Origin of the sequence: Methylorubrum podarium (genome assembly GCF_022179745.1) — a bacterium.
Lineage (GTDB): Bacteria > Pseudomonadota > Alphaproteobacteria > Rhizobiales > Beijerinckiaceae > Methylobacterium > Methylobacterium podarium.
Genome location: NZ_BPRD01000207.1, coordinates 1 through 11,875 on the forward strand (window position 1 = coordinate 1; position 11,875 = coordinate 11,875).

Annotated in this window: 14 protein-coding genes and 1 pseudogene; 11 read left to right on the plus strand and 4 right to left on the minus strand. The window is 68.9% G+C overall.

Going from position 1 to position 11,875, the window contains the following annotated elements:
• Positions 1 to 419: 419 nt before the first annotated feature.
• Together MFF42_RS11070 and MFF42_RS11075 are read right to left on the minus strand one after the other, a co-directional pair.
• The gene (locus MFF42_RS11070; protein WP_238255806.1) at positions 420 to 587 is read right to left on the minus strand and encodes a hypothetical protein; all 168 of its coding nucleotides are present in this window, start codon (positions 585 to 587) and stop codon (positions 420 to 422) included.
• Between the two features lie 68 nt (positions 588 to 655).
• Entirely contained in the window at positions 656 to 1,552 is an 897-nt protein-coding gene (locus tag MFF42_RS11075; RefSeq protein WP_238255807.1) for an NAD(P)H-hydrate dehydratase, read from the minus strand.
• Positions 1,553 to 1,885: 333 nt separating this feature from the next.
• Here MFF42_RS11075 and MFF42_RS11080 point away from each other — a divergent pair, with 333 nt between their 5' ends.
• The 3 genes from MFF42_RS11080 (at position 1,886) to MFF42_RS11090 (ending at position 3,129) form a co-directional block, all read left to right on the plus strand.
• On the plus strand, positions 1,886 to 2,248 hold the full coding sequence (locus MFF42_RS11080; protein WP_238255808.1) for a hypothetical protein: 363 nt from the start codon (positions 1,886 to 1,888) through the stop codon (positions 2,246 to 2,248).
• A 226-nt stretch (positions 2,249 to 2,474) separates the two neighbouring features.
• Entirely contained in the window at positions 2,475 to 2,669 is a 195-nt protein-coding gene (locus MFF42_RS11085) for a PilZ domain-containing protein (RefSeq protein ID WP_238255809.1), read from the plus strand.
• Between the two features lie 253 nt (positions 2,670 to 2,922).
• A complete protein-coding gene (locus MFF42_RS11090) occupies positions 2,923 to 3,129 on the plus strand; it encodes a hypothetical protein (protein ID WP_238255810.1) in 207 nt (68 codons plus the stop codon).
• A 46-nt stretch (positions 3,130 to 3,175) separates the two neighbouring features.
• Here the strand turns inward: MFF42_RS11090 and MFF42_RS11095 are convergent, their stop codons facing one another.
• Positions 3,176 to 3,451: a hypothetical protein gene (locus MFF42_RS11095; protein WP_238255811.1), complete on the minus strand. Its 276-nt coding sequence runs from the start codon at positions 3,449 to 3,451 to the stop codon at positions 3,176 to 3,178.
• Positions 3,452 to 3,755: 304 nt separating this feature from the next.
• Between MFF42_RS11095 and pstS the strand changes: the two genes are divergently transcribed.
• The 6 genes from pstS (at position 3,756) to phoB (ending at position 9,356) form a co-directional block, all read left to right on the plus strand.
• Entirely contained in the window at positions 3,756 to 4,799 is a 1,044-nt protein-coding gene (gene pstS, locus MFF42_RS11100; protein WP_238255812.1) for a phosphate ABC transporter substrate-binding protein PstS, read from the plus strand.
• A 111-nt stretch (positions 4,800 to 4,910) separates the two neighbouring features.
• Positions 4,911 to 5,885 (plus strand): phosphate ABC transporter permease subunit PstC, encoded by a 975-nt coding sequence (gene pstC, locus MFF42_RS11105; RefSeq protein WP_238255813.1) that lies wholly within the window; start codon positions 4,911 to 4,913, stop codon positions 5,883 to 5,885.
• An 80-nt stretch (positions 5,886 to 5,965) separates the two neighbouring features.
• A complete protein-coding gene (gene pstA / locus MFF42_RS11110) occupies positions 5,966 to 6,859 on the plus strand; it encodes a phosphate ABC transporter permease PstA (RefSeq protein ID WP_238255814.1) in 894 nt (297 codons plus the stop codon).
• Positions 6,860 to 6,898: 39 nt separating this feature from the next.
• Positions 6,899 to 7,714, plus strand: a complete 816-nt coding sequence (gene pstB / locus MFF42_RS11115) for a phosphate ABC transporter ATP-binding protein PstB (RefSeq protein ID WP_238255815.1) — start codon at positions 6,899 to 6,901, stop codon at positions 7,712 to 7,714.
• A 132-nt stretch (positions 7,715 to 7,846) separates the two neighbouring features.
• Positions 7,847 to 8,560, plus strand: coding sequence for a phosphate signaling complex protein PhoU (gene phoU / locus MFF42_RS11120; RefSeq protein ID WP_238255816.1), 714 nt, complete (start codon positions 7,847 to 7,849; stop codon positions 8,558 to 8,560).
• Between the two features lie 91 nt (positions 8,561 to 8,651).
• The gene (gene phoB / locus MFF42_RS11125; RefSeq protein WP_017483366.1) at positions 8,652 to 9,356 is read left to right on the plus strand and encodes a phosphate regulon transcriptional regulator PhoB; all 705 of its coding nucleotides are present in this window, start codon (positions 8,652 to 8,654) and stop codon (positions 9,354 to 9,356) included.
• A gap of 185 nt (positions 9,357 to 9,541) precedes the next feature.
• Here phoB and MFF42_RS11130 read toward each other — a convergent pair whose 3' ends face one another.
• Positions 9,542 to 10,087, minus strand: a complete 546-nt coding sequence (locus tag MFF42_RS11130; protein WP_238255818.1) for a GcrA family cell cycle regulator — start codon at positions 10,085 to 10,087, stop codon at positions 9,542 to 9,544.
• Between the two features lie 509 nt (positions 10,088 to 10,596).
• Here MFF42_RS11130 and MFF42_RS11135 point away from each other — a divergent pair.
• Complete coding sequence (locus tag MFF42_RS11135; RefSeq protein ID WP_238255817.1) at positions 10,597 to 11,475, plus strand: cell envelope integrity EipB family protein; 879 nt, start codon at positions 10,597 to 10,599, stop codon at positions 11,473 to 11,475.
• 96 nt (positions 11,476 to 11,571) lie between these two features.
• Positions 11,572 to 11,875, plus strand: a pseudogene (locus MFF42_RS11140) (ion transporter); the annotation flags it as partial.

An 11,875-nucleotide genomic window follows, 5' to 3' on the forward strand; every position in this document is an offset into this window, starting at 1 on the left:
CCGGCAGCCGCGCGGCCATCGCCTCGGCCCGCTTCAGCGCACCGCTCACCGTCGGCGAGACCTGCTGATCGCCCGGACACAGGCGTTTGCGTTTCAGCACGAAGGTCTGCACGAGGTAGGTCGTCCGCATCGTCACCGTCGTTCTCCCTCACCAGGGCCCGCCCGCTTCCGCGCTCCCGGCGGGATGCCGCGGTCGCCTCGCGTTCCGCTTTCGTTCTAGCACAGATCGGGGCGCTGCGTGAGCCTGTTTCGAAGCGGAGATTCGACGGAGATTGCACGCAAGCCCACGCGCCGGCGCGAGGGGATCCCGCACCGCCGACATCCGCTGCCCCGAAAAGACCGATCGGATGTCGTAGGACACCCTCCCAGGTTTCGCTGTCGGGCCGACGGCCGCCGCAGGCCGCCGTCGGCGGCGGTGATCAGCCGCCGCCGATTCCGGAGATCACCTTGCCGGTGCCGTTGCAGTCCGGACAGCTCTTGGCTTCCACGCGACCGCTTCCTCCGCATCGAGGGCACAGGTTCTCGCCCGTGCCGGGCGTTCCGGGCGGCGCGTCATCGCCGGGTTTGGCAGGCTCCGATGGCGTCATGATCGCCCTCCCTGGTGTGAGGTAAGGCAGAACCCGCGCGCTTACGGCGCTGTTCCCGGTCTCGCGGCTCACGGCCCGGTTCCCGCCTCGGCCTCGCGCAGGAGGGCTGGAATCGCGTCGGCGATCTCGCGTGCCAGGAAGCCGATCGGTCCCACCCGTTCGGCCAGGAGCCGTCCGGCCTGGCCATGCAGGTAGACGCCCCAGGCCGCCGCCACGGCCGCCTCGGCGCCGCGCGCGAGGAGGCCCGCGACGATGCCCGACAGAACATCGCCGGAGCCGGATGTGGCGAGCCCGACGCCGCCGCCGCCATAGTGCCAGGACCCACCGGAGGGATCGACGATCCAGCTCTCGGCGCCTTTCATGATCACGACGCATCCGAGCAGGTCCGCGGCCCGGCGGGCCGCCGCGAGGGGATCGGCCTCGACCGCGCTCCGGTCCATGCCGAGAAGCCGGGCCATCTCGCCGGCATGCGGCGTGATCACCGCGCGGCCGCGACAGCTTCGGACCGCCTCCGCCTGGGCGGCGAGCCCGGCGATCATCCCCGCATCGATCACGAGGGAGGCACTCCCGTGAGCCGACAGGAGCGTGCGGGAGATGGCGTCCGCGGTCGTGCCGGCGCTCAGCCCGGGGCCGATCAGCACCGCTTCGCAGCGCTCGGCCAGCGGCGGCAGGCGCGACGCGGCTGCGGCCGGGGCGATCTCGCCCTCCTCCGTCTCGGCAAGCCCGATGACCCGTGCTTCGGGCAGAGCGAGAGCCATCGCCGAGGCAGCGCTCCCGACCGTCGCGATGCGCAGGCGCCCGGCACCGGACCGGAGCGCCGCGACGCCGGCCAGCAGGGCCGCGCCCGGAACCTCCGCGGACCCGCCGACCACGAGGATCGTTCCGCGCTGCTCCTTGCTGCCCTCCTCCGGCATCGGGAGGGGTGTTGCCCGGAGGCGTTCGAGCGTCAGGTGGTTCTCGGTCATCGCGCGGCTGCGTTCGCGTCCGGGGCGGCGGACAGGTTGGGGCGTCCTCCGCGGTCCCGGACGACGCCGGAGCGTAAAGTCTCTGACGGTGCGGCCGTATCCCCATCGGTCCGCGATCGGCCGGCCTTGCCCTCGGATGGATCTTAAATCGCAGCGTCGGGTTCCCCGGTGGATGCCGTCGCAGACCCCGCCATGAAGACCTTTCCCCTCTTCACGAGCGCGGCCGGCGGCAACGCCGATCAGCCCGTGCGCGCCGGTCCGCAGGGCGGCGGCGGGGAGAGCGGCGGGGCCGGCCGCAGCCGGCAGGGGCGATCCGAGAGAGGTGGTTGATCGATGGCACTCCGTTCCGAGACACCGCCTCCTCCCGCCGATCGCGTGCCGGAGGCGCCTCCGGCTTCGGCGCAGCCGACAAGCGCGCAGTTGAAGGCCGAGATCGACTCCGGCCGCACCGGCGACAAGATCCCTGCCCACGATCCCGGCCTGTCGCCCCTCGGCACCGACGACGAGGCGGCCGGCAGGCCCGCAGCCCCGTCGCGAGTCGCGCTGGCCCGGGATCAGGAAACCCGGCCCGAGCGCCAGAAGGTTGCCGAGATGCGCACCGGTCACGGCACCGGCCGGTGGGTCATGCCCGCCTATTACGGCGTGATCGCCGCGGCCGCCCTGGTTGTCGGGCTCGTCGTCTGGCTCCTGCGCTGAACGAACGGCGGCGGACCCCATGCCGTTTCAACAAGATCGGACGCGGCCCTCAATTGTTGAAAGGGGCGGACGATCAGGTTTCGACGCCCGTTCGTTCGAATCTTAAGGAACTACGCAACGGCATCTTATCGGGGAACTGCCACGTTTCGATGATCACGTGAGGACATCGATGTCCAGGCATGCAGGACTCCGGCTCAGCACAGCACCGACGGCCGACGAGGCCGGGTTGATCGCGGTCGATGAACACACCTCGATCGGGTGCTGGGTGCGAGGCATCTCGGCACAGGACGTCGAGATCACCGTTCTGGATACATCGCTCGTGCCCGACGTGTTCATGCTGAGTTCCTCGGCTCTCGAACCCATCAAGGTGTGCTGCACCCTGTGGCGGACGGACGAGGTGATCGGGGCGCGTTATCGGTAAAGCACGCGCCGAGGCGCTTCCGGGTGCCCTTTGCCGAGGGACGTGGTCGCCGCGGTTGGCGTCTCTATCGATTGGACAGCGCGACGGCCGACGCGTCTCGAACACGGCACGGGAGGCAAGGCCGGCTCGGAGGGGCAAACGGAGTAATCCGTCCGCGGTAAGCTTTTGTTAACCATCCTGGTCCAATCTGAACCACCATCGCTCCTTCCTGCCGGTTGCGATACGGTTCCTTCAGATTTGGCTTCGTCAGGTCATGGCACAGCTCGCGACGGACTACCCCGCCGGATCGCTCGTCGAAGCCGCCATGCCTGCCCTGAACGGCGAGAGCCGGGACCGGATCGGGCAGGCTCTGCGCGAGGTCTACGTCGAGCGCTGCGACGCCCAGCCCATCACGGATGTTCAGGTCGAGCTGTTGCTGCAACTGCGGCAGAAGGAGCGCGACCGCCGCCGTAGCCCGTGAGCGGTCGCCCCGTCAGGAGGCCCGGCGGCTCGGCGATCGGCCGGGATCACTGCCAGCGCCGGGCGATCGGCTGCTGGCGCCGGATCTCCGCGGCGCGAATCATGGTCAGAACCCGATCGAGGTCCTTCAGAAGGGAGGATTCTGTCGCGCGCGCCGAGGCGATCTCCTGCTCGTTGCTGCCGAAACGCTGACGCTGCTGCTGCCGCGTCAGCTCCTCCTCGAGCGCCGCCCGCTCGGCATGCAGCGCCAGATAGGCCGCCTCCTGAGGGTCGGCCGGATCGAGCCGGGCTTCCTTCTCGCGCGTTGAATACGGCTCCGTCACGCCGACGGTCTCCTCGAACTCTTTCCCGCAGGCCACCGCCCTCGCCGGATCTCCCGGGGACCGAGGCCCGCCGGGATCGTCCCCGGAGGCGGCTGCCGCGGGCACCATTCCGGATAACGCCGGAGAGCCGCAAGCGGTCCCATCCTCAGTGAAATTCCGCCTTTCCGGGGGCTGTCATGTCACCGTCATGTGGTCGTCATAGAGGCGGCGCGTCGGTGCACTAGTTGGCAGCAGCGTCGCCGCGAGACCGGTCCAAGACCAGGGCCGGCCCCGACAATGCGCCCGACACCTTACGGAGATGCTTGTGAAACCCTTCGCTTACGCCTTGGCGGTCGGCCTCGCTGCCGCTCAGCTCGCGACCTCGGCCATGGCCGCCGACATCACCGGCGCCGGCGCCACCTTCCCCTTCCCCGTCTACTCGAAATGGGCCGAAGCCTACCGCAAGGAGACCGGCACCGGTCTCAACTATCAGTCCATCGGCTCCGGCGGCGGCATCAAGCAGATCCAGGCCAAGACGGTCGATTTCGGCGCGACCGACGCGCCGCTGAAGCCGGCCCAGCTCGAGAAGGACGGCCTCGTCCAGTTCCCCACCGTGATGGGCGGCGTCGTCCCGGTCGTGAACATCGCCGGCCTCGAGCCGGGCAAGCTCAAGCTGACCGGTGAGCTCCTGGCCGACATCTATGCCGGTAAGATCCAGAAGTGGTCGGACCCGAAGATCGCCAAGCTCAACGACGGCCTCAAGCTGCCCGACGCGAACATCACCCCGGTCTACCGCTCGGACGCCTCCGGCACGACCAACATCTTCACCACCTACCTCTCCTCGGTCTCCGAACCGTGGAAGAAGGAATTCGGTGCCGCCACCACCGTGAGCTGGCCGGTCGGTCAGGGCGGCAAGGGCAACGAGGGCGTGACCGCCACCGTCAAGCAGGTCCCGAACTCGGTCGGCTACGTCGAGTCGGCCTACGCCAAGCAGAACAAGCTCGCCTACGCCCTCATCGAGAACAAGGCCGGCAAGTTCCCGCAGCCCGACGACAAGGCCTTCCAGGCCGCCGCCGCCAGCGCCGACTGGAAGTCGACCCCCGGCTTCGGCATCGCCCTGACCAACCAGGCGGGTGAAGATGCGTGGCCGATCACCGCCGCCACCTTCATTCTCGTCTACAAGGAGCCGGCGGATCCGGCCAAGTCCGCCGAGGTGCTGAAGTTCTTCAACTGGGCCTACAAGAACGGCGACAAGCTCGCGACCGAGCTCGACTACGTGCCGCTGCCCGACAACGTCGTCGCCCTGATCCACGACGAGTGGAAGACGATCAAGGGCAAGGACGGCAAGGCCGCCTTCACCGGCAACTAAGCGAAAGAGAAGGGCCCTCTTCCCAGGTGGAAGAGGGCCCTTCCCGAACTGGTCCGCTCGCCTCGCGCGCGACGGCGCGCTAAACGCTCACCAGCCGAAGAGCCTCCGCGGATGACCGCCTTGACCCAGACCCTCGCCGTAGACCGCGACAGCGGAGTAGCCCGTATCGCTCCGAGCAAGGGCGCCGACCGCCTCTTCCACGGAGCCTCCTACGCCGCTGCCCTGTTCGTGCTCCTGGTGCTCGCCGGCATCCTCGGCTCGATCATCTACGGCGCGTGGCCGGCCTTCTCGGAGTTCGGCTTCGGCTTCCTCACCTCCAGTGCCTGGAACATCGGCACCGAGCAGTTCGGCGCCCTGCCCGCGGTCATCGGCACGGTCGCCGCCGCGATGCTGGCCCTGATCATCGGCGTGCCGATCTCCCTCGGCATCGCCGTCTACCTGACGCAGCTCTGCCCCGGCTGGGCGCGCAAGCCGGTGGCGATGACCATCGAGCTGCTCGCCTCGGTGCCCAGCATCATCTACGGCATGTGGGGCCTGTTCGTGTTCGCCCCGCTCTTCGCCCGCTTCGTGCAGGTGCCGGTCTCGAACTTGGTCGAGGGCATCCCGATCCTCGGCACCCTCTTCTACGCCCGCATCCCCTCGGGCGTCGGCGTGCTGACCGCCGGTATCATCCTCGCCATCATGATCGTGCCCTTCGTGGCCTCGATAACCCGCGACATGCTCGACCAAATCCCGACCGTGCTGCGCGAGAGCGCCTACGGCATCGGCTGCACCACCTGGGAGGTCGTGCGCTACGTGCTGGTGCCCCAGGCCTCCGTCTCGATCATCGGCGCGATCATGCTCGGTCTCGGCCGGGCGCTGGGCGAGACCATGGCGGTCACCTTCGTGATCGGCAACGCCAACCGCCTCTCCGCCTCGATCTTCGATCCCGGCTCGACCATCGCCTCGCGCATCGCCAACGAGTTCAACGAGGCCGACGGGCTTCAGCTCTCCTCGCTGATGGCGCTCGGCTGCCTGCTCTTCATCATCACCTTCTTCGTGCTGATCATCGCCCGCCTCCTGGTGCGGCGGACGAAGGTGGCCTGAGGCCGCCTGAACCGAACCGGCCCGAGCCACCTCGCCCGCGACGATCGCCCGAGACTGTCCAAGCCTGAGGACGCCGATCCATGGACGCCAGCAACCCCATCGCGACGGCCGGCCGCGCCCCGACGGCCAGCCGCGTGCGCTCCGGCCGCCGCGTCGCCGACCGCGCGCTGATCCTCGCGAGCACGATCGCCACCGGGCTCGGCATCGTCGTGCTCGGGTCGATCCTTCTCATGCTGATCGTCGAGGGCCTGAAGGGCTTCTCGCCCGCCCTGTTCACGGCGCCGACGCCGGGGCCGGGCTCCGAGGGCGGCGGCATCGCCAACGCCATCCTCGGCAGCCTGATCATGACGTTCCTGGGCATCGTCATCGCCACGCCGATCGGGCTGATGGCCGGGACCTTCCTGGCCGAGTACGGCCGGACCTCGAAGCTCGCCGACGTCATCCGCTTCCTCAACGACGTGCTGCTCTCGGCGCCCTCGATCCTGATCGGCCTGTTCGTCTACACCCTGATGGTCCGGCCGATGGGCACCTATTCGGGCTGGGCCGGCGCGGTGGCGCTCGCCATCATCGCCACGCCGGTCATCGTGCGCACCACCGAGGACATGCTCCGCCTCGTGCCCAGTCCGATGCGCGAGGCCGGCGCGGCGCTCGGCGCGCCCCGCTCCCTCGTCATCCGCGCCATCACCTGGCGCGCGGCGAGCGCGGGCATCGTCACCGGCATCATCCTGGCTCTGGCCCGCATCGCCGGCGAGACCGCCCCGCTGCTGTTCACGGCGCTCAACAACAACAGCTGGTTCAACGCCAACCTGCTCGGCGGCGTCCCGAACCTGCCCGTGATGATCTACCAGTTCGCCCTCTCGCCCTACCCCAACTGGCAGAGCCTGGCTTGGTCGGGCGCGCTCCTGATCACCGTCACCATCCTCGCCCTGTCGGTGGTGGCCCGCTTCGTGATCAAGGACCAGCGGGCGCGCTGAGACGGCCCCGGCACAGACCTCCCACCGACGAGAGATCCGATGAGCGCCTCCCCCGCGATCCGCAGTCAATTCGAGGGCCGCAGCCCGGCCGACGTCAAGGCGCCCGTGCGCATCGCCGTCAAAGGACTCAACTTCTACTACGGCAGCTTCCACGGCCTGAAGGACATCAACCTCGATTTCCGGGACCGGCAGGTCACCGCGCTGATCGGGCCGTCCGGCTGCGGCAAGTCCACGCTGCTGCGCACCTTCAACCGGATCTACAGCCTCTATCCGGAGCAGCGCGCCGAGGGTGAGATCCTGCTCGACGGGCAGAACGTCCTCGACTCCAGGGTCGATCTCAACGAGCTGCGCTCGCGGGTCGGCATGGTGTTCCAGAAGCCGACGCCCTTCCCGATGTCGATCTACGACAACGTCGCCTTCGGCCTGCGCCTCTACGAGAAGCTGCCCAAGTCCGAGCTGGACGGGCGCGTGGAGGAGTCGCTGCGCAAGGCGGCGCTCTGGGACGAGGTGAAGGACAAGATGAAGCAGTCCGGCACCGGCCTGTCCGGCGGCCAGCAGCAGCGCCTGTGCATCGCCCGCACCGTGGCCCAGCGTCCCGAGGTCATCCTGTTCGACGAGCCGACCTCGGCGCTCGACCCGATCTCGACGGGCCGCATCGAGGAACTGATCGAGCAGCTGCGCGCGGAGTTCACGATCGTCATCGTGACGCACAACATGCAGCAGGCCGCGCGCATCTCGCAGTTCACCGCCTTCATGTATCTCGGCGAGCTGATCGAGTTCGACGCGACCTCGAAGATCTTCATGAACCCGGCCAAGCGGCAGACCCAGGACTACATCACCGGCCGCTTCGGTTAAGCCCGGTCGCGACTGCGGTGCCGTCGCGACCCCCCTTGCGTCCTCGTTCTGACGCGCCCTCCGCCGCCGGACCAGCGTCCGATCCGGTTCGAGAGCGCCCTCGTCCGACTGCCTGATCGGGAAATTCGCGACATGGCCGAGCACATCGTCTCTTCCTACGACACCGACCTCGAGAACCTGCGCCGGTCGATCGCCGAGATGGGCGGTGTGGCCGAGAAGATGATGACCGATGCCACCGAGGCCCTGGTGCGCCGGGATACGGTGCTGGCCCAGGCCGTGATCGCCGCCGACAAGCGCCTCGACACGCTCCAGCGCGAGATCGAGGAGCGCTCCGTCCTCCTCATCGCCCGGCGCCAGCCGCTGGCCATCGACCTGCGCGAGACGATCTCCGGCATCCGCGTCTCGGGCGACCTGGAGCGGATCGGCGATCTTTCCAAGAACATCGCCAAGCGCGTCGTGGCGATCAGCGATCAGGCGCAGCCGCAGAAGATCGTGCTCGGCGTCCAGCACATGAGCGACCTCGTGCAGGAGCAGCTCAAGGACGTGCTCGACGCCTATGCCAGCCGCGACGTGGCCGCCGCCCACGAGGTCTGGGAGCGCGACAGCGCCATCGACGCGCTCTACAACTCGCTGTTCCGCGAACTCCTGACCTACATGATGGAGGATCCGCGCAACATCTCGTTCTGCACGCATCTCCTGTTCTGCGCCAAGAACGTGGAACGCATCGGCGACCACACCACCAACGTGGCGGAGACGATCGAATACCTCGTCACCGGTGAGACGCCGGCCGGCGAGCGGCCCAAGAACGACGCTTCGAACTACGCGACGGTGACGCCGGGCGCCTGACGCCGCCGGGCGGGGCGCGAAGCGGAAAAGGGGCGTCTCCGGCCTGTTCCCCGACGGGGCAGGCCGGGCGCGACGGATGGAAAGACGGACGATGACGAGTGCGCGCATCCTGATCGTCGAGGACGAGGAATCGCTGACGACCCTGCTGCGCTACAACCTCGAAGCGGAAGGCTTCGCGGTCGATGTCGCGATCCGCGGCGACGAGGCGGATCTGCGCCTGCACGAGATGACCCCCGACCTCGTCCTGCTCGACTGGATGGTGCCGGGTCTCTCGGGCATCGAGCTGTGCCGCCGCATCAGGGCTCGGCGCGAGACGGAGCGGCTGCCCGTCATCATGCTGACGGCGCGGGGCGAGGAGGCCGACCGCGTGCGCGGCCTCTCCACCGGGGCCGACGACTACGTGGTCAAGCCGTTCTCGGTGCCCGAGCTGCTCGCCCGCGTGCGCGCCCTGCTCCGCCGCGCCAAGCCCGCCCATGTCGCCGACATGCTGGTGGCGGGCGACATCGAGCTCGACCGCGTCAGCCACCGCATCCGCCGCCAGGGCCGCGAGATCCATCTCGGGCCGACCGAATTCAAGCTGCTCGAATACCTGATGCAGAGCCCCGGCCGGGTCTTTTCCCGCGAGCAGCTGCTCGACGGCGTCTGGGGCCACGACGTCTACATCGACGAGCGCACGGTCGACGTCCATGTCGGCCGCCTGCGCAAGGCGATCAACCGCCCGCGCCAGAGCGACCCGATCCGCACGGTGCGCGGCTCCGGCTACTCCTTCGACGAGATGTTCGCGGGAGCCGAGTGAGGGAGGCCGGGCGCGGGCCTCTCGGCTGACGGGACGTGCGTCCGATGTCATCCGTTTGATCGGTCTCGTCGCCCGCCCGTCGCTGCAAGGCGAAGCCGTGGCAATCCAGGGCTCCGCACGATCCGGAGGGGTCGCGCGCTCGATCGCGCGGCGTCCGAAGTCGCCGCGCGGCAGCCCCAAAAGCTTTAGCGGAAACCGGCGACGCGGCGGTCGCGCTTGCGCTCGGCCGCCGGCTGATAGGCGACCTGCGCGTGCTGGGTGCAGTAGGGCAGGCCCGTGATCGCGCGGGCGCCGCAGAAACGGAATTCCGGCGAGGTCGGATCGCCCATCGGCCAGCGGCACATGGAGTCGCGCAGGTCCATGATGGTGACCCGCTCGGAGACGGCGAGCGCCACCGGCTCCGGGGCGGCCTTCGGTGGGAGCGGAAAGTCCGGTGCCGGGCGGTGCGCGACGATCGCCGGCGGCTCGGGCAGCGTCGGCTCCTCGGCGACGATCACCGTCTCCAACGCGACCTCGGCGCTCAGGTCCTCCTTGCGGCGAGCCTGAGCCCCGCCCGGGCCAATCGGCTTGACGCGGCCCGCGAGCCCGAGGCGGTGGACCTTGCCGATGACGGCATTGCGGGAGACGCCGCCGATCTGGAGGGCGATCTGGCTGGCACTCAAACCATCGTCCCACAAGCGGCGAAGCAGCTCGACGCGTTCATCCGTCCAGCTCGGGACCGCTTCCGTCATTGCCCCCTCCACGTCGACACGTCCTTTGAACGCAAAACCGACCGACCGCGCAGCGTCACCGCCGCGAAGAGCGGCAACGGGCATCGCCAGGGCCCGCGATCCGGCCCTGCACATGTCGGTTAACAGTCGCCAAAGCTGTCGTTGGCGACGCTGTGGAGACTACAGGACAGCTCGGCCGCGGAGCAAGGGTCAGCGCGTTTCACGGGTCGGTTTCCACCGCCAATCCGATTCCGTCGGCGGCGGCTCGGATCCGTCCCGGCGGCATGGCAACCGATTTGGCCGAGATCCCTTAACACCTTGCGTAAAATTGCTCTTTTTCGAAACGTACGATCACGCGAGGCCGGCCCCGACGGACCCTTCGAGCGAGCGAACCGGCGGTGACGGCGACGCCGCCTGCGCTCGGATCGCCGCCGAAAAAGATTGTCCGGGCAGGCGCGATGACTATGTGACGGGCGGCATCCACCGGTCCTGCGCCTGTGGACAACCCCTAGCGGACCTTGGGAGATCGCATGCGACTGCGCCTCGCGCCGGCCCTGTTCCTTCTCGCCGCGATGCCCGGCGTCGCGCTGGCCGCCGGGCCGGCCGCTCCGGTTCCCGAAGAGGCGGCGATCCGGCTCACCAACCACCGGGCGGTCTACGACCTGTCGCTGGCGCGCTCCGCCGGGACGCGGGCGGTCGAGGGCGTGCGCGGCCGCATCGTCATCGATTTCTCGGGCGACGCCTGCCGCGGCTACACCATGCAGACGCGGCAGGTGACGCTGCTCAATTCCGGCGAGTCCGGCGATCGCACCTCGGATCTGCGCAGCACCACGTTCGAGAACGGCGACGGCAAGAGCTTCCGCTTCCGCACCACGACCATCCTCAACAACGTGCCGGCACCGGCGGTGGACGGGACGGCGGAGGCGGGCGACCCGTTCAAGGTGAAGCTCAAGGAGCCCAAGCGTGACCAGTTTCAGGTCGAAGGGCCGGTGCTGTTCCCGATCCATCACATGATCCGCCTGATCGAGGCGGCGAAGGCCGGCGAGACCACGGTCTCGGCCAAGGTCTTCGACGGTTCGGATGACGGGCGCAAGGTCTACGACACGCTGGCCATCATCGGCCGGCCGGGCGCGGCGCCCGCTTCCGACACCGAGCGCGACAAACCCCTGCGCGAGGGCGATCGTGCCGGCATGCGGCGCTGGCCGGTCACCTTGAGCTACTTCACCCCCGGAGAGGGCGAGCGGACACCGATCTACACCCTCACCTTCGACCTCTACGAGGACGGCGTCAGCGGGCGTCTGCATCTCGATTACGGAGATTTCGCCATCGACGGCAACATGAGCCGTCTCGATCTCGCCAAGGATGATCCGAAATCCGATCCGAAGGCCGAGGCCGCCTGCCGGAAGTAGCGTCCGCCCGCCGAGGCGATCGGCGGCGGATCGGGCCGAGCCCGAGAAACGTTCCTGCTGCCGGAGCCGTGAGCGGCGGCGGTAGCGTGTTGCGCGATGGCGGGCCTGAGGCAGAGTCTGCGGGAACTCTACGAGGGAAGCAGCGACCGCGCGCATCGCTTCCGCTACGGCCTGCTCGCCTTCGACCTCGCCACGCTCCTGTTCATCATCGTCTCCTCGTTCCTGCCTCGCCCGCCGCTGATCGAGGGGATCGACGTCCTGATCGGTGCGGCGGTCGCCGCCGACTTCCTGTCGCGGCTGGCGATCTGTCCGCGACCGGTTCGCGAGTTCCTGCGGCCGACGACCTGGGCGGACGTGGCGGCGATCGCCTCCTTCCTGGCCCCGATCGTCGGCGAGGGCG